Genomic DNA, 17,103 nt, shown 5'->3' on the forward strand with positions numbered 1-17,103 from the left:
CTATCTTCGAAAAACAAAATACTGACTAAAAATAATAATCAGAGAGGTCAATATTGAACTTAAAAAGGCTCGTAAAAGGGTGCTGAAAAAATGATGGAAACTGAAAACTTCGAGGTAAAATAATGCAAAGTGATGAATTAAAACAAGCATCACCGTGTATTTAACAAACCATTCCATGCCAAACTGGCCGAGCCGCGGATAGGTACCCGACTGGTAACCTTCACGCGGAGAAAACATAGCCATAACAGTTGGCCTCGAGAAAGCCATAAGCACAGTGGCTGATGAATGAACTCCCGGAGTGCCCATGAACAAATCAATGATCAGTCCGAGTGCCAGACCGCAAAGCAATAAAACAAGCCTGGGCGTGGTGAAAGGCAGTAAAAGGATAAACAGGACATAAATGTAAGGATTGATATATCCTGAAAATTCAATATTGTTAAAGACCAGCAACTGAAACAGGACCAGCAAAACAAAATAGGTCAGATATTTTCCAAATTCCCTGATCATCGGCTTACCGCATTTTCAAGTGAATCAATTTCAAATTTTTCATAGTTACTGATAACCTGAACATAATCGAGCTTTCTGAATTCAGTTGACAGCTTTACCTTAACTTCATAATAATTCCCGCCCTTGAGCTTGAACCTGTCGATCGTACCCACCTGGATTCCCTCGGGAAATACTCCGCCGAAACCGCTTGTGACAATGGTATCGCCTTCGGTAAGTTTCACGTGATGAGGAATGTCAACCAGCGTGGCATACTGTGATGATGAGCCATTCCAGGATAGGGGTCCGAAATAGCCGTTCTTCTTAATCTTGGCGCTTACAACAAAATCGCGGTTAAGCACCGAGAGAACAGAAGCATAATTATCGGAAACCGATTTCACCACTCCAACAATGCCATCAGCTGATATAACGGCCATATCGGGTCTTATACCACCCATCCTGCCCATGTCGAGTGTAATATAATTATATTGCTTGTTAATCGTATTGTTTATTACGCGAGTGGTTAAATACCTGTACTTCCTTCCTGCCAGTGAATCTTGCTGTGCACTGTTTTCCAGTGATGAAGTGAGCTTATACGAAGATTTGAGGTTGTTGTATAACCGGGCATTTTCCTCGGCGAGTTTACGGTTTTCATAATGAAGCGAGAGATAATCCCTCACATTGCTCATGCGAACCGATAAGCGGCCGGAAAGGTTATGCGATGCGTTGTAAAATGCAACTTTTTGATAGGGATTCCCACTGAAAAGCAGAAACAGCGAGAAAAATTCTATCAACAGGAAAAAAATCAGGAAATGATGTTGAATTATAAAGCGGATTAAATTTCTCATGCCGACATCACCTCTGTAATTTGAAACATATTAGTCATCTTACCCTATCTTCAATCGCCTTACAGCAAACGGGATAATTCCCGGTAAATAATTAACGCAGCAGGAGCGACTGGTATTTCTCAATATTCTTAAGAATAATACCGGTTCCACGGGCTACTGCATGAAGCGGATTTTCAGCCACATTGAACGGAATGCTGATTTTATCCGTAAGTCTTTTAGCCAGACCGCGAAGCAATGCACCTCCACCGGCAAGGTAAATACCTTTCTGAACGATATCGGCATATAACTCGGGAGGAGTTTGCTCGAGAACCGAAAGAATGGCCGATTCTACTTTAGTAAGCGATTTATCGAGACAATGGGCAATTTCCTGGTATGATACCGGAATTTCAATGGGCAATGCAGTCATCATGTTAGGACCTCTCACGGTGAAATCAGATGGCGGGTTGTCCAGGTCGGGTAATGCTGCGCCGACAAAGATTTTTATATCCTCGGCAGTACGCTCACCGACTTTAATATTATGCTGATGACGCATATAGGCCTGTATATCATCCGTAAAACCATCACCTGCAATGCGGATAGATTCATTGCATACGATACCGCCAAGGGCTATAACTGCAATTTCAGTGGTCCCTCCCCCGATGTCAACAACCATGTTACCTTCGGCGGCTATGACATCAAGACCAATACCAATAGCGGCGGCCATGGGTTCATAAACCATGTATACATCACGGCCTCCGGCATGTTCCGAAGAGTCACGCACTGCTCTTATTTCCACTTCGGTACTTCCTGAAGGAATGCCGACAACTATTTTTAAAGACGGCGTGAAAAACCTGTTTTTGGGATTGATCATGCGGATCATTCCGCGGATCATTTGTTCAGCTGCATTAAAATCCGCAATAACTCCGTCACGTAACGGCCTGATGGTACGGATGTTCTGATGTGTCTTTCCGTGCATCTGCCTGGCTACTTCACCTATTGCAACAAGTTTTTTGGTGGTTTGGTCGATCGCCACGATAGATGGTTCATCAACCACTATTTTATCATTCTCTATGATAATCGTGTTGGCAGTTCCCAGATCTATAGCGAGCTCCTGGTTAAATAAAGAAAAAATGCCCATAAGATAATTTAATCAATAAAAGTTGGTAAAGGTAATACTTTGACAAAATAAATTAACATGAAAACTAACGATATAAACGAATAAATCCTAAGCAAGTTACGCATTTTTCAATGTTTAAAATGCCGTGTACCGGTGACGACCATCGCCATATTATTTTTATCACAATAATCAATTGATTCCTGGTCCCTGACTGATCCGCCGGGTTGAATGACAACATTAATACCCGATTCATGAGCTACTTCTACGCAGTCGGGAAAAGGGAAAAAGGCATCCGAAGCCATTACGGCTCCGTCCGGATCAAGTCCGAAACTCCTTGCTTTAGCAATAGCCTGGCGAAGTGCATCCACCCTGTTGGTCTGCCCTACACCGCTTGCAATCATCTGGTTATTCTTGGCCAGCACAATGGTGTTTGATTTGGAATGCTTAACCACCTTGTTGGCAAAAATCAGGTCGGCTATTTCTTTATCAGTGGGAACGCGCTTTGTAACAGGCTTCATATCCTGTTTTGTTTCTGTTTTTGTATCTCGGTCCTGTTCAATTACCCCATTCAGCATCGATCTGAACTGAACCTTTGGCAGATTGGCCACCTTCCTGAGTAAAATAATCCGGTTCTTTTTCTTTTTCAGAATTTCAAGAGCATTATCCTCATAGGCAGGTGCGATAATCACTTCAAAGAACAGTTTATCGATTTCCTCTGCTGTGATGGTATCAATTTTTGTATTGGTGATGAGGATACCGCCGAACGCCGATACCGTGTCGCTCTGGAAGGCATCCTTATACGCGTCAACCAGTGCAGATCTTGAAGCCACGCCACAGGCATTGTTGTGTTTGAGAATGGCAAATGTGGTTTCCGCAAAATCATCGATCAGGTAAACGGCAGCCTCAATATCGAGAAGGTTGTTATAGGAAATTTCCTTGCCCTGTATCTGTTCAAAAATCTCTTCAAAATCACCATAAAAAGTGCCCTGCTGATGGGGATTCTCACCGTATCGCAGAGGTTTTGCCGAATTCACACTCTTTCTGAAGGCCAGTTTTTCCTTTTTCCCGTTGAAATACGAGAATATGGCTGTATCATAATGCGAAGTCACTGCAAATGCCTCAAGTGCCAGGCTGCGGCGCTGATCAAGGGTTGTCGTTCCTGCCTGGCTGTTCAGAATATCAAGAAGAACCGGGTACTGATCCTTTGAAGGAATGATCACCACATCGGTATAATTCTTGGCAGCAGCCCTGATAAGGGAAATGCCCCCGATATCAATTTTTTCAACAATATCCTCATCGGATGCCCCTGAAGCCACCGTTTGTTCAAAAGGATAGAGATCCACAACAACAAGGTCGATCGGATTCATTTCAAATTGTTTCATATCGCGGATATCCTCCTGGTTGTCGAGACGGGCCAGGATACCTCCGAATACTTTAGGATGCAATGTTTTAACGCGTCCGCCCAGGATAGAAGGATAACCCGTGAGGTTTTCAACTGCAGTGACTTTGATGCCGAGCTTTTCAATGAAGTCCTTTGTTCCTCCCGTTGAAAGAATGGCAATACCCAGTGAATCCATTTTTCTGACAATCTCTTCGAGATGGTCTTTGTAGAACACTGAAATCAGCGCAGTTTTTATTTTTTTATCCATATCAGGGGTGATTTATGGTTGTGGTAAAGTTCTGAAATACCCGAAGATACATGTGATATGCGGTACTTTCGGCTGGGTCACAAGATATTAATTTTTTATAAAATAAACAGCTCTTTCCTATCTTTGTTACTGTTAAACTTTTAGGTGATTGTTATCACCGATCAGAGTCTTCTTAAATCTTAAATCGGTGTTCAGTGTTCGGTGTTTTTTCTTGGCATTGTTCTGCCTGTGCCGGCAGATTGCTTCACCCCGTAGGAACCGGGGTTCGCAATGACGATCTATTATAAACCTCAAACACATACCCATGGAACCGCAAATCAACGACCTTTACCTCGATTACAAACGCGGAGCGACAACCCGCCGTGATTTTCTCAGAAAGCTTACTCTTTATGCCGGCAGTACAGCAGCAGCAACATCAATTTTCGCCACGCTGAATGCCGGTGATGCTGGAAATGATGTCCTTCTTACCGATGATGAAACCGGTTTATTTACAGAATCGGTAACTTATCCAGGTAAGACCGGTGAGATTAAAGCTTTTCTTGCACGTCCTGAAAAGAAGAAAAAGTACCCGGCTGTAATGATCATTCATGAAAACAGGGGTCTTCAGCCGCACATTAAGGATGTTGCCCGCAGGATGGCAAAAGAAGGCTTCCTTGCACTGGCTCCGGATGCACTTACACCACTGGGAGGTACGCCTGATAATGATCCCGATAAAGCCCGGGATATGATCGGACAGCTAAACCAGGAAGATACGGTTAACAACCTGGTTGCCGCCGTAAAATACCTCGAAACCCATCCACAGTCGAATACCAATGTAGGATGCACCGGATTTTGCTGGGGCGGAGCCATGACAAACCAGGTGGCTGTTCATTCACCCGACCTTAAAGCAGCTGTGCCCTACTATGGCCGTCAGCCTGCCGTTGAAGATGTTCCTAAAATAAAGGCACCCATCCTGGCCCATTATGCCGGTGATGATCCCGGCATTAATGCCGGTATTGCTGCCTTTGAAGAAGCATTGAAAAAAGCCGGCCACGAGTATAAGATTTTTATATACGACGGTGCCAAACATGCTTTCAACAACGACTCAAACCCCGAGCGGTATAATAAACAGGCTGCCGATCTCGCATGGACGAGAACTGTAGCTTTTTTTAAGGAGAAGCTGGAGGGCTGATCTATAAACCCGGCCTGAAGGCCCGGTTTATCAATTGCCCCGGCCTTAAGGCCGGGGTGGGTATATGGCTATTTCTTTCGCTGGCTCTGGCCTTAAGGCCAGAGCCAGCGATGGGATATAAATGGTTACCTGGTCCCCGGCCTGAAGGCCGGGGTTAATGAAACCTATAGCCTACAGCCCTTTCAAAGCCTCCACCATAGGCAAACAATGATTGAAAAACATCCTGTATCCCGGGCACAGGTAATTCAAACCCGGTTCGCCATCCGGTGCAGTGGCAAACCGGTTTTTTGGACATTCGCCGTGACACATACCCAGGACCTCACATTTCAGGCAATATTGAGGCAATGAAGCTTTCTGCCTACCGAAAATTTTCTGCCGGTCGCAGTCGAGCATGGCTGAAACCGTTCTTTCCTGTATATTACCAACCAGGTGTTCCCCGGCTACATAATGATCGCACGAGTAAAAGTTGCCATTGTGTTCAATTACTGGAATGCCGCCACATTCCGGGCGAAATATGCATAGGCTGTGAGGTATATTGAAAGCCATACGCAGGGCTTCCTCAATGATCTGTATTTTGATTTGTCCGATTCCGTTTTGCTGCCATTCATCGAAAACAGTGCAAAGAAAAGCACCGAAAGCCTCCGGGTCCGCCGAATCTTCGGTTACGCGGCCATTAACCCTTGCAACAAGGGGTATAAAGGTAAGAAAGGATATTCCGAGACTACTGAAAAACCGGTACACTTCTTTCGGGTAATTCACATTTTTACTGTGGATGACGCAAAGGATTTCGGGGTCGACTCCATGCATTACCAGCAGGTCAAATGCATGCATTACTTTTCTGAACGTCCCTGATCCATCTTTGTCAACCCTGAACCGGTTATGCAGCTCTTCGGGACCATCCAGGCTGAGTCCGACACCAAAATCATGATCGGCAAAAAACCGGCACCATGATTCATTAATCAGGATTCCGTTGGTTTGTACCGCATTCCGGATGGTTTTACCGGGCGGACAATATTTCTGCTGAAGTTCAATGGCTTTCCTGAAAAAATCAATACCGGCAATAAGGGGTTCGCCTCCATGCCAGGAAAATGTAACCACCGGTTCAGTAGTGGCTTCAATCTGTTGCCGGATCACTGATTCAAGCAGGTTTGCATCCATAACCTTCACACTGCTGAAAAGATTTTTCTTCTGCAGGTAATAGCAGTATGAACAGCTTAAATTGCATACCGGTCCGGCCGGCTTTAAAAAAATCTGGAAATCTCTTTTATGGTTGATCAAAGGGTTGGCAACTCCCATGGCTTTCTGTAGTTGGCCTTCAGATAAGCATCCGCACCGGTATCATTGATAAAACTGCTTGTGTCACCATTCCAGTATAGCCTTCTGCCTGTGCGATAGGCAATATTCCCAAGATTGGCCACTCTTGCTATGTGGGCACCTATATCAATACCTGCGTTGGGCGTTACGGAAGAATCACGGATACAGGCTAGGAAATTCTTCATATGATTTTCAAGGCCCTTACCGTTACCCTTCTTCAACGGCACACTCTCCATTAAAGCTTTTCCGTTGCCGGGTTCAGGGATTACCTCCCAGCCGTTTCTGTCGACAACAAGGGTTCCCAGGTTGCCTACAAAGCCTACGCCATGTGAACGGCCGTAATAACCTCCGTCAATGCCAATGGCATGATCCCACAAAAGCGTGAAATCATTAAATTCGTAAAGTGCCTGCAACGTGTCAGGTGTTTCACAAGCGTCTTCGGGATAGGCAAATTTACCGCCCATTGCCATAACCGATTTGGGCTGCCCTGCATTCATGCCGAAAAGGGCATAATCGAGAATATGAACTCCCCAGTCGGTCATCATCCCCCCTGCATAATCCCAGAACCACCGGAATGTAAAGTGAAACCGGTTTTTGTTAAAAGGCCTCAGCGGAGCCGGTCCCAGCCAGAAATCATAATCAACTCCGGCGGGCACCGGTTCATCGGGTACAACTGGCACCGATTTCATCCATCCCTGGTATGACCAGGCACGAACGGTCCTGATTTTACCCAGCTTACCCGAATGAACGAAAGCCACAGCGTCCTGCCAGTGTGGATCGCTTCGTTGCCACTGACCTATTTGCACAACCTTACCGTACTTCTTTGCTGCTTTTTGCATCAGGTCGATTTCCTGGACGCTGTTTGAAAGAGGCTTTTCAGAATAAACATTCTTTCCTGCCTGCAGGGCATATATGAAAGGAAGGCAGTGCCAGTGATCCGGTGTGCCTATGATGACTACGTCAAGCGACTTATCTTCGAGCAGCTTCCTGAAATCTTTATACAGGGCCGGTTTCTTACCCTGTATCTTTTCCACTTCAAGTGCTCTGGCATTGAGTACATTCTCATCCACATCACAAAGCGCAGCACATTCGGTATTTGGCTGTCTTAAAAATGCCTGCAGGTCGGCAAAGCCCATCCCGTTAATACCTATGGCACCGGCCACTATTTTATCATTGGGAGAACCAGCAAAAGCTTTTGCAGTAAGGGGAAATGAGGCCATAATACCTGCACCGGCAACGGCTGCCAGGCCACCCGTTAAGAATTTTCGACGATTGATCATTTGTAGTGAAATTTATTACCCTAAGATAATTAAAATTTCAACCTAGTTAGGTACATATTCAAACGGTAACCAATCGCCAACCCGTAATTCAGCCATTTTGCCGCTCAGGCTTATTTTTGTGAAATCGTATTGTCCTGTATGGTTGAAGGCAATATTATCAGAAAGAAATTTAAAGTAGGTAAGGTTCCTGTTATAGGAAATTGTGAGGTTCCCGTTAAAATAAAAATACTTTATGCCCTCTCCTTCTGTCACTGTTTTTTTATACAGGCTTTTTCCCTTAATGTACTCACTTGAATTATAAACGTATTCATTTGAATAAGAAAGGTAAACCTTTGAATTATGTTCGGAGCTATAACCTGTGAAACCCTGCTTCTGAACTGTATTTGAATAAAGGCTCCTGAAAAAATGCATAGGTGAACCATAATAAGCATGACGCCTTCTCTTAATAATCTTTTTTAAATCACTGCTGTCCTTTAGATCCTGCTGATATAAAATATAGCCTGTCATTCTGAAGTCACCTGTCTGGCGACAATATACGAATTCATCAAGAAAACAGGCCATATTATAACCAAGCAGAGGATTATGAATGCGGATCAGGTTTTTAGCATAGGCTTTTAGTGTATCAGAACTGCCGTAATTAAAGGTAACATCCTTTTCATTCAGAATTTCACATCTTTTGCCATATATTGAACCGCCAAGGAACTCCCTTCTGAAGATTTTAAGATCGGCCTCTCTTTCCTCAAGCAGTGATGCACCGCTAACATGGACCTCCTTCATTTCATAAACTTTTGGCTCAAGGAGAACCTTTATTTCTTTTGCCGGCAAACCGCTGATTGTAACTGAATAGTACCCTACAGCACTTACAGTCAAAGGCATTGCACTGCGACCGCTTATATCAATTGAAAATCTCCCGTGATTGTCCGTACTGGTTCCTACGAACGTCCCGTTAAAATATACTGAAGCAAAAGGTATTGTATCATTCGTCTGGCTATCAAGAACTACTCCACTGATAACTTGCGAGTATAAGGCAGCCGATATTTGGAAAACCACAAAAAACAGGATCAGGTTTTTCATAGGAGAACTATTGGTGAAAATAGGGCGACTACAATTTCGTTGTGATTAGTACAACGCCGCCAAAAGCCCTTGATCCGTACATAGCCGCACTGGCTCCTTTAAGAACCGTAACTGTGGCTACTTGTGAGGGAGATATGGAAGGTAAATAATCCATTGGCATATTATCAACCACGTACAAGGGAGGTACAAAACCCTGAAAAGTTCTTGAACCTGCAACGATTAACATTCCATTCATTAAAGTTAACCCGGGAGTTTCCAACAGCATTTGGTCAATCGAATTATATTTTTTCTTCGAATGCTCCACATCCAGAAATCCGACCGCATCGGCAGCATACTTTTTCCTTATGGCACTATACCCTGTATTTACAATTTCCTCAGACTTTGTTTCTTTTTCAGGTTCAACAGCCACACGGCCAAATGTAAAGTCAATCCGGTTTCTGCTATCGATTTTCTCTTCCAGGTAGCCAACACCGAGTGCTACTACCCCGATATTTTGCGCTGACCGTTTAACTTTGATCGAATAATTCCCGTTGTCATCCGATTTTGTATTGGTGGTTTCATTATCAACGACAATTATCGCATCGGAAACAGGAGTGCCATCCACATCCAGGATGACTCCTTCAATAATAAAAGTAATATCCCTGGCCTGGGCTTCTACCAGGTGCGGGAGAATACATAAAAATGATAAAAGTAAAACTGGTTTCACGGCAGTTAAGTTTTGGGTCAGAAAAAAGTTACGTCAAAAAATGTACCGATATATAACTACAAATTGAATTTCTCACCTGTTCATATAATATTCAACCGGCAACCAGTCACCAATACGTCTTGAAGCCATATCACCCTGCCATTTAATTTCTGGGACATAAAATCCATACTGATCAAACGTCAATTTTTCGCTGATGGGAATTGCCAGTGAAGTTTTTCTGTCGTGCTGCACATAAAATGTCGATTTACAGTTCAGTAAACGCGTAACACTGTCATTTATAGCTACAGAATCCGTGAGTTGAAATTCGTTCCAGTTTTTATCCATCACAGCGAAATCTTCAAGATTACCACTCCAAAGTGACTTGAAGAAATGGGGAATGGAACCATTGTAAGCCCTGAATCGCCTGTTTTCAACCTGGTTTCTGTTAAGTGCATTAACAAGGTCTTCGTTAAAGGAAATCACACCCTTAATATAATAATCTGTTGTTCTCCTGTTAAATTCAAACTTATCCAGGTAATAAGTAACCGTGTAACCAAGGTTGGGATTCCTCACCGTTATGGGATTGTAAGCAAATGCACGAAGAGTGTCGGAATGCGAACCACTGTTAAATACCACATCGTTTTCATTCAGTATGATACATCGCAATGCATTTGGCGTGGTTCCCAGGAAAACTTCCCTGAAAATCCGCATGTCTTTTTTTCTCTGTTTTTTTGAACCATGGGCATTAACAATAACCTCTTTAAAGGCATATACTTTTGGAGAAAGATAAACGGTTACTGGTATAGCAGGAGAATATTCGCTGATTTCACGGGAATAATAGCCGATTGCACTTACAGTAAGCGGTATAAATGGTTTACCGGCCAGATCAATTGTGAAGTATCCATGTGCATCAGTGTTTGTTCCTTTGAACGTGCCTTCGAAAAACACTGATGCATAAGAAATGGTGTCATGGTTGGTTGCATCCAGTACATAACCTCTAACAACCTGTCCTGAACAGGGCAGATAAAGTAAAGCCATACAATGCCACAACAGAAGGGGTTTGAAAACTCTGTTGAACGACATAACAACTACTCAAGTGATTTTCTCTTGATAAGGATAACTCCTCCGTAACCTCTTGTACCATAAATGGAAGCAGCTGATCCTTTCAGTACCTCGATGGAAGCAACGGTTGCAGGGGAAATATCATCAATGCTTGTTACCGGCACTCCGTCAACTACGAACAAAGGATCTACGGTTCCCTGGAAATCACGGGCATCATTCACAACGACTCTTGTTCCGGTTACCTTAACTCCCGGAACGGTTTGTAGCATTTCAAAAATATTGGCATACGTTCTGGGTGCCCGTGTATTCTTTACTTTGCCTACAGAAGTTGTCAGTTTTTCCTTTTCAACCGAGTTATAGCCTGTATTGACCATGTTATCAGACGGAGCCTCTTTATCTGCTTCTTTCTTTTCCACCCTGTTTGCATTGAAATAGAAATTGATCTCCGTACGGTCCGAAATATCCTGTTCAATAACCCCGCTGCCGAAGGCAACAACACCGATTGTACGGGCATAAGGCTTTACTTTAACCAGGTAATGACCCTGATCATCCGTCATTTTATTGGTCTTTACGCCATCAATCATAATCATGGCATTTTGCAACGGCTTACTTTCTTTATCGAGTACTGTACCCGAAATGGTTATCTTTTTATCGGATTTTTGCGCTGAAAGCTGGAAGAAAGGCAAAGAAGCCAACAGCAAACAAATCAATATACCTGACTTTTTCATGGAAAGAATTATTAATCCAACAAATTACTACTGTTTTTAACTCTGAAAGGGCTATCTAAATTACGTAATTTTCAGTGAAATCAAGTTGCAACTTTATAATTTTTCTATGCTTAAGCCATCTAAAGCAAGTGTTTTACAAAACTAACAGAGAATCCATGTGTTATACATGTAAATTGAGATTAGGGAAAATAGCTGATTATGTATAATTCACTGAAGAAGATTGCCAAAGATACAGGCCGCGAAGGTTTACTTCCGCAAAATCTTTCAGATGAGATTCTCACCAGGTTACTTGATATTTTCATCAAAATAACAAAGATAAACGCTCATCATCCTGATTTCTTTGATGATCCGGACATTGTAAAGGAACTTAGCGATGAGATCAAATCAATAAGTTTACTTGTAAAATTGTTTACCACTCAAAAAGCACCGAGCAATGAAGTGTTTGATAAAGCATTCAGAAGCCTCCGTTATTATTACTGGGTTGAAAAATACAGAAGGGATAACAACATCAATATAAGGCTCCCGACAGTTGAAAGTATTCTTGATCATCCTACCTGATTGATCTTTTGTTCCTGTTTTTTGTTTCTAACAAAATCCGGGAATGAAAGGAATCTTCGTTTTTGTTCTACTGTTATGTTATACTGAAAGCTACGGGCAGGAAACAATCAATTACCGTGTCCGACATAAACCCATTCCCATACTTGAAAATACAAACGGAAAGGTGCTGGCAAGAGTTCCCCGCAATCATGCGTTTACGTTTGTTGAATACACCGACAGTTGCGGTTGCTTTTTAGTGGAGTATAAAAAAACAAGGGGCATTATTGATTCTGCATCACTGATGGCTGATGTTTACGGAGATGAGCCCGGCCTTGGCCACGAAAGGATAATGACCAATCTGAAAAATAAACTTGATCCGGAACTTAAGGCGGCCGCCCTTAAAAGAAAATCAGAACTTATCAGAAAATACGGATATCCCGAAGGGTTGCAGGTTTCTGAAAGAAAAATCTGGATCGGGATGACTGTTGATATGACACTCGACAGTTGGGGCATTCCTTATAAAATTAAGAGAAGCAGCACGGACTGGGGCCCCCGGGAACAATGGGTCTATTCAGATGCATACCTTTACTTTGAAAACGGGATACTCGCCGAAATTATGACAATCAAAGCATCTGAACGTTAATGGTAACCTTTATCAGCCGGTAATGAAAATATCTGATCACAGAGATCCCCTCTGTGCATACATTCTACCTCTAACCATAGTATTCATTTAAAATCCTTTTATGAAAAAGTCTCTATTTACGGTTTTCATTCTATGCTCATATGTATTCGCTTTACCCCAATCACTTAATATCGTCTTCGACGGGGATTCCCAGACATCTTCGGGTACATGGCCCCAAAAAATTATTGAATTGCTTCAATCGCAGGGTTATACCTCTGTTCGCTATGCCAATTTTGCTGTTTCAGGTCAAACCACCTTCCAAATGGTAAGTGATGTGACCTCACAGGTTGTGCCAAGGTACTCATCGGGCTATGATGAAAACCTTGTCCTGTATTACATCGGTTATAATGATACATGGGCAGGCAGTAACGTTGATGTTACCGATCTTTACAATAACCTGGTGAAATATTATACCACGCTGAAATCAGCAGGTTTTAAGGTTTTGATGATCAATCTCCCCGATGGTATAAACCGATCCGGCATTTCGGAAATTAATTCAATGTTTGCTTCAAAAAATACTGCCTTAGCTGATGTTTTTGTAAACTGCAGGGAACCGGGTGGTGTTTTTGAAGACTACACCAATACAACCTGGTACAGGGATAATGTTCACCTGAGTACCACCGGGTTAAATTACCTGGCTGAAAAGTATGTTTTTCCGAAACTCTCGGAGTTGCCTGATGTTGTACCACAGGTGCCATCAGGATCTGCATTGCTTACCGGACTTGAATCCTATTACAAACTGGATGAAACATCAGGGAATGCAAAAGATGAAACCGGGAGCAACCCCGGAGTTGTATCTTCTTCCGTTACAAGAACTGCCGGACGAGTAAACGGCGGCTACCTGTTTGACGGAAACACCGATTATATTACATTTTCAAAATTATCAACGCTTAAAACCGGAACATACTCATGCTGGATCAGGATTTCATCCCTAAACGATGACTTACTGATCATGGGTAATGACTCATACTATTCCAGGATTTTTATTGGCAGCAACAACAACCTGAAAGTTGAGACCAACACAAACGGGCAGGAATTTGCATTTTACAGCCCGTTCGCCTTAAACACATGGTATCATATTGCCCTTGTGAGAAACAACGACAACGTAACTTTTTACAGAAATGGGATTTCCCTGGGAACCAGTTCCATTTCAGGTTCTGCTAATATGTCCTTAAGACAGATCGGTTTCAATGGAAGAAGCTTCCGTGGTGTGATTGATGAAGTCGGCATTTGGTCAAGGGCACTTACATCGCAGGAAGTTGCATTGGTATACAATAGTGCCTATCCGTTTTCAGGTACACTCTCTGTACCCCCCACCCCACCGGTAATTGACGCGGGTCCGATTTCATCATCGTCGTTGCTTACTTCATTGAAAGCCTATTACAAATTTGATGAGACATCCGGCAATGCCCGTGATGAGGCCGGTGGCAATACCGGGTATGTGTCTGCAGGTGTTACAAAAGTTGCAGGAAGGGTAAATGGCGGTTTCCATTTCGACAGTAACAGTGATTATGTTACGCTGTCCAATCCGTTAACCCACAAAACGGCAACGTATTCATTCTGGATGAAAATTCAATCCATCACTGACGATTTAATCATAATGGGCCATAATGCTTATTATTCCAGAATTTTTATAGGCGCCAATAATAACATAAAAATCGAAACGAATACAAATGGCCAGGAATTCGACTTCTATAATACCTTTACAACCGGTACCTGGCATCATATTACACTAGTAAGAGAAAATGATCAGATGAGGTTATACCGTAACGGAATTCATATCGGCGCCACGTCTATTTCCGGATCCAATTCTCTTACTATATCCCAGATTGGCTTCAATGGAAGAAGCTTCAGGGGTACACTGGACGAAGTAGGAATATGGGACCGTGCCCTTACAGCAGGAGAAATTGCCCTTCTTAACAGCGGACAAACCTATCCCTTCTCATCATTGAAATCTACAAATCTTCCGGAAGAACCTGAAGAAATCAATGAATTGACTTTCTATCCGAATCCGGCAGGTGAAATGATTCATCTGAATCAGACCTATTCATCTATTTGTGTTTATGATTTGCATGGCCGGCAGGTGATCCGCAAAACCAACCAGGATTATCTTGAGGTCTCAGGATTGACAGGGGGGATTTATATCCTTGAGGCAAATGATAACGGAAAAATCTTTAGAAGTAAGGTTGTACATCCTTGATACTACTCCCGGCCTGAAGGTCGGTGTTTTTTCAATAGCCCCGGCCTTTTAGGCCGGGGTAATATTATATAAAAACTCCCGTCGTTAGCGGGGGCTCTACATATTTTTACTATTTTAGATTCGCTTTCAAGGTAATATTCACCGATGACAGTGTTTTCGAAATCGGGCAATTGGCTTTGGCTTCGTTGGCCAGTTCCAGGAATGTTTTCTGATCAATACCACCTACTTTAGCCTCAGTCGTCAATTCCATTGCTGTAATTAAAAACCCATTGCCGGGATTCGAAAGAATTGCGGTGGCTGAAGTGGAAACCTCCTCAGGTTTGTATCCCTTCTGGGCGATTATGTTGGAGAGTGCCATTGAGAAACAGGCTGCGTGGGCTGCTGCCACCAGCTCTTCGGGATTTGTACCTTTCCCGTTCTCAAACCGGGATGCAAAAGTGTAATTGGCTGTCAAATTCGCTGTGGTGAGTTTCACTTCACCGTTACCGTTTTTAAGATCACCCTGCCATTTGGCAGTTGCTGTGTTTTTCATGATAAATGAATTTATTGGATATAATTTTAAAAAATAAACAACTTCAGTGGTTTTGTGTTCGAACAATTTATGGCTTGCCTATCTTAATCGTTATGTGATATTTATCTTTTCAGTAAATTTACTTAAAACATCAGTAATATGGCAATGAAGTATATTAACCTCGCCCTGTTTGCAGGCATGATCGTCATGAATTACCTTGCCAATGCGCTTCCTCTTAATAATATGACTACAGGGCAACTGGCTGATAAATATCCCAATTTGTTTGTTCCCGCCGGAATTACTTTCAGTATCTGGGGTGTTATTTACCTGCTTCTGGCTGTATTTTGTGTGCTTCAATTTACTTCGGCCGACAAAACATCGGTTGAAATTCTGCAAGGGCCATTTGCCATTACCTGCATACTGAATTCACTCTGGATCGTTTTCTGGCATTATCAGAAAGTATCCGTCTCGGTTTTAGTCATCATTGCCTTTCTCATCACGCTTATTTACATGAATAAGCAAATCAGCTCCATCCCCGTCGGAATCCTGAAAGCCATATTCGGTGTTTACCTCGGATGGCTTTGCATAGCCACAATAGCTAATATAACCGCCCTGCTTGTATTCTATAACTGGCATGGTGGACCACTTTCAGAAGAAACATGGGCCATCATCATGATTCTTGCGGGTGCTGTCATTGCATCACTCGCCATCTATTCGTTCCGGAATCCTTTTATTGGACTATCCGTTATCTGGGCTTTCACAGGCATCATAATCAAAAGGCAAAGTGATTTCCGGTCGATTGTTATTGCCAGTGTGGTGGCTATATTCATAGTGGGTATCATCATGATTATTCAATTTTTGGCAAAAGGAGGATTTATTCAGAATCAACTTTCATAAACAAATAAATTCTATGAAATACAGGAAACTTGGTCGCACAAACCTTAATGTAAGTGAAATTGGTTATGGAATGTGGGGTATGGCCGGCTGGACAGGTTCAGATGACCAGGAATCATTCAATGCCCTTCAGATGGCCGTTGACCTCGGATGCAATTTCTTCGATACCGCATGGGGATACGGGGCAGGTAAAAGTGAGGGACTACTCGGGAAATTACTGAAAGCCAATCCCGGTAAAAAACTATACACGGCAACCAAAATACCGCCTAAAAATTTTAAATGGCCCAGTCGCAGGGAATATTCACTCGATGATTGCTTTCCGCCCGATCATATTGAGAAATATGTGGAGAAAAGTCTGAAAAATGCTTCCGTTGATTCTTTCGACGTTATGCAGTTTCATACATGGGAAGATCACTGGCTTGAGGACGACCGTGGAATAAAAAAAATGCTTCAGCTTAAGGAAAAGGGACTGTTTCATGCCATAGGCATCAGCATTAACCGGTGGGAGCCGTGGAATGGAATTAAAGCAGTCAAGAGCGGTTTGATAGATACTGTGCAGGTTATCTTCAATATTTTCGATCAGAACCCCCAGGATGAGCTATTCCCTGCCTGCCGGGAAATGAATGTGGGCGTCATTGCCCGTGTTCCGTTTGATGAAGGTTCACTCACCGGAACCCTGACGCGACAGAGCCACTGGCCGGCGAACGACTGGAGAAGTACGTATTTCGTACCTGAAAACCTCTATGCAAGTGTTGACCATGCCGACGCTCTGAAACCAGTTGTTCCTGCAGGAATGACAATGCCTGAAATGGCCCTTCGTTTCATACTTGGCGAACCTTCAGTCAGCACCATCATACCGGGTATGCGCACAACCAACCATGTAAAATCA

General features: G+C 43.0%; 17 protein-coding genes. 6 read left to right on the forward strand and 11 right to left on the reverse strand.

The genetic code is table 11. From position 1 onward, the window contains the following. From VK179_05855 to purH, 4 genes are all read right to left on the reverse strand, one after another. Positions 1–507, reverse strand: a complete 507-nt coding sequence (locus VK179_05855; protein HLO58244.1) for a hypothetical protein — start codon at positions 505–507, stop codon at positions 1–3. Next, positions 504–1,331, reverse strand: a complete 828-nt coding sequence (gene mreC / locus VK179_05860) for a rod shape-determining protein MreC (protein HLO58245.1) — start codon at positions 1,329–1,331, stop codon at positions 504–506. Before mreC ends, VK179_05855 begins: the two co-directional genes overlap by 4 nt. Positions 1,332–1,422: 91 nt before the next feature. Beyond that, positions 1,423–2,448 carry a rod shape-determining protein gene (locus VK179_05865; GenBank protein HLO58246.1) on the reverse strand — a complete coding sequence of 342 codons (1,026 nt, stop codon included), beginning with the start codon at positions 2,446–2,448 and terminating at the stop codon, positions 1,423–1,425. A gap of 107 nt (positions 2,449–2,555) precedes the next feature. Beyond that, entirely contained in the window at positions 2,556–4,076 is a 1,521-nt protein-coding gene (purH, locus tag VK179_05870) for a bifunctional phosphoribosylaminoimidazolecarboxamide formyltransferase/IMP cyclohydrolase (protein HLO58247.1), read from the reverse strand. A 304-nt stretch (positions 4,077–4,380) separates the two neighbouring features. Here purH and VK179_05875 point away from each other — a divergent pair, with 304 nt between their 5' ends. Continuing rightward, entirely contained in the window at positions 4,381–5,247 is an 867-nt protein-coding gene (locus tag VK179_05875; GenBank protein ID HLO58248.1) for a dienelactone hydrolase family protein, read from the forward strand. A gap of 171 nt (positions 5,248–5,418) precedes the next feature. On the opposite strand, the gene VK179_05880 is transcribed toward VK179_05875, so the two are convergent. The 6 genes from VK179_05880 to VK179_05905 form a co-directional block, all read right to left on the reverse strand. After that, positions 5,419–6,543 carry an anaerobic sulfatase maturase gene (locus VK179_05880; protein HLO58249.1) on the reverse strand — a complete coding sequence of 375 codons (1,125 nt, stop codon included), beginning with the start codon at positions 6,541–6,543 and terminating at the stop codon, positions 5,419–5,421. Beyond that, a complete protein-coding gene (locus VK179_05885) occupies positions 6,522–7,841 on the reverse strand; it encodes a Gfo/Idh/MocA family oxidoreductase (protein HLO58250.1) in 1,320 nt (439 codons plus the stop codon). The genes VK179_05880 and VK179_05885 overlap by 22 nt, the downstream gene beginning before the upstream one ends. Before the next feature lie 42 nt (positions 7,842–7,883). Continuing rightward, positions 7,884–8,915 (reverse strand): carboxypeptidase-like regulatory domain-containing protein, encoded by a 1,032-nt coding sequence (locus VK179_05890; protein HLO58251.1) that lies wholly within the window; start codon positions 8,913–8,915, stop codon positions 7,884–7,886. Between the two features lie 28 nt (positions 8,916–8,943). Then, the gene (locus VK179_05895; protein HLO58252.1) at positions 8,944–9,621 is read right to left on the reverse strand and encodes a TonB-dependent receptor plug domain-containing protein; all 678 of its coding nucleotides are present in this window, start codon (positions 9,619–9,621) and stop codon (positions 8,944–8,946) included. Positions 9,622–9,693: 72 nt separating this feature from the next. Then, the gene (locus VK179_05900; GenBank protein HLO58253.1) at positions 9,694–10,683 is read right to left on the reverse strand and encodes a carboxypeptidase-like regulatory domain-containing protein; all 990 of its coding nucleotides are present in this window, start codon (positions 10,681–10,683) and stop codon (positions 9,694–9,696) included. A gap of 5 nt (positions 10,684–10,688) precedes the next feature. Next, the gene (locus VK179_05905; protein ID HLO58254.1) at positions 10,689–11,390 is read right to left on the reverse strand and encodes a TonB-dependent receptor plug domain-containing protein; all 702 of its coding nucleotides are present in this window, start codon (positions 11,388–11,390) and stop codon (positions 10,689–10,691) included. Between the two features lie 198 nt (positions 11,391–11,588). Here VK179_05905 and VK179_05910 point away from each other — a divergent pair, with 198 nt between their 5' ends. The 3 genes from VK179_05910 (at position 11,589) to VK179_05920 (ending at position 14,809) form a co-directional block, all read left to right on the forward strand. Next, entirely contained in the window at positions 11,589–11,948 is a 360-nt protein-coding gene (locus tag VK179_05910; GenBank protein HLO58255.1) for a hypothetical protein, read from the forward strand. Positions 11,949–11,991: 43 nt separating this feature from the next. Next, on the forward strand, positions 11,992–12,570 hold the full coding sequence (locus VK179_05915) for a hypothetical protein (protein HLO58256.1): 579 nt from the start codon (positions 11,992–11,994) through the stop codon (positions 12,568–12,570). 100 nt (positions 12,571–12,670) lie between these two features. Continuing rightward, positions 12,671–14,809, forward strand: coding sequence for a LamG-like jellyroll fold domain-containing protein (locus VK179_05920; protein ID HLO58257.1), 2,139 nt, complete (start codon positions 12,671–12,673; stop codon positions 14,807–14,809). A gap of 109 nt (positions 14,810–14,918) precedes the next feature. Here the strand turns inward: VK179_05920 and VK179_05925 are convergent, their stop codons facing one another. After that, a complete protein-coding gene (locus VK179_05925; protein HLO58258.1) occupies positions 14,919–15,341 on the reverse strand; it encodes an OsmC family protein in 423 nt (140 codons plus the stop codon). A gap of 138 nt (positions 15,342–15,479) precedes the next feature. Between VK179_05925 and VK179_05930 the strand changes: the two genes are divergently transcribed. Then, positions 15,480–16,217 carry a TspO/MBR family protein gene (locus VK179_05930; protein ID HLO58259.1) on the forward strand — a complete coding sequence of 246 codons (738 nt, stop codon included), beginning with the start codon at positions 15,480–15,482 and terminating at the stop codon, positions 16,215–16,217. Positions 16,218–16,230: 13 nt separating this feature from the next. Then, positions 16,231–17,103 (forward strand): aldo/keto reductase (locus VK179_05935; protein HLO58260.1); only part of this gene is annotated, 873 nt, incomplete at its 3' end.

It is taken from the genome of Bacteroidales bacterium (assembly GCA_035299085.1).
Classification (GTDB): Bacteria; Bacteroidota; Bacteroidia; order Bacteroidales; family UBA10428; genus UBA5072.

Bases quoted from the DNA above. Each gene is read 5' to 3' on its own strand.
- VK179_05930 (HLO58259.1), top strand. From the start codon at position 15,480: ATGGCAATGAAGTATATTAACCTCGCCCTGTTTGCAGGCATGATCGTC.
- VK179_05905 (HLO58254.1), bottom strand. From the start codon at position 11,390: ATGAAAAAGTCAGGTATATTGATTTGTTTGCTGTTGGCTTCTTTGCCT.
- VK179_05880 (HLO58249.1), bottom strand. From the start codon at position 6,543: ATGGGAGTTGCCAACCCTTTGATCAACCATAAAAGAGATTTCCAGATT.
- purH (HLO58247.1), bottom strand. From the start codon at position 4,076: ATGGATAAAAAAATAAAAACTGCGCTGATTTCAGTGTTCTACAAAGAC.
- VK179_05885 (HLO58250.1), bottom strand. From the start codon at position 7,841: ATGATCAATCGTCGAAAATTCTTAACGGGTGGCCTGGCAGCCGTTGCC.
- VK179_05915 (HLO58256.1), top strand. From the start codon at position 11,992: ATGAAAGGAATCTTCGTTTTTGTTCTACTGTTATGTTATACTGAAAGC.
- VK179_05900 (HLO58253.1), bottom strand. From the start codon at position 10,683: ATGTCGTTCAACAGAGTTTTCAAACCCCTTCTGTTGTGGCATTGTATG.
- VK179_05890 (HLO58251.1), bottom strand. From the start codon at position 8,915: ATGAAAAACCTGATCCTGTTTTTTGTGGTTTTCCAAATATCGGCTGCC.
- VK179_05920 (HLO58257.1), top strand. From the start codon at position 12,671: ATGAAAAAGTCTCTATTTACGGTTTTCATTCTATGCTCATATGTATTC.
- VK179_05865 (HLO58246.1), bottom strand. From the start codon at position 2,448: ATGGGCATTTTTTCTTTATTTAACCAGGAGCTCGCTATAGATCTGGGA.
- VK179_05910 (HLO58255.1), top strand. From the start codon at position 11,589: ATGTATAATTCACTGAAGAAGATTGCCAAAGATACAGGCCGCGAAGGT.
- VK179_05855 (HLO58244.1), bottom strand. From the start codon at position 507: ATGATCAGGGAATTTGGAAAATATCTGACCTATTTTGTTTTGCTGGTC.
- mreC (HLO58245.1), bottom strand. From the start codon at position 1,331: ATGAGAAATTTAATCCGCTTTATAATTCAACATCATTTCCTGATTTTT.
- VK179_05875 (HLO58248.1), top strand. From the start codon at position 4,381: ATGGAACCGCAAATCAACGACCTTTACCTCGATTACAAACGCGGAGCG.
- VK179_05925 (HLO58258.1), bottom strand. From the start codon at position 15,341: ATGAAAAACACAGCAACTGCCAAATGGCAGGGTGATCTTAAAAACGGT.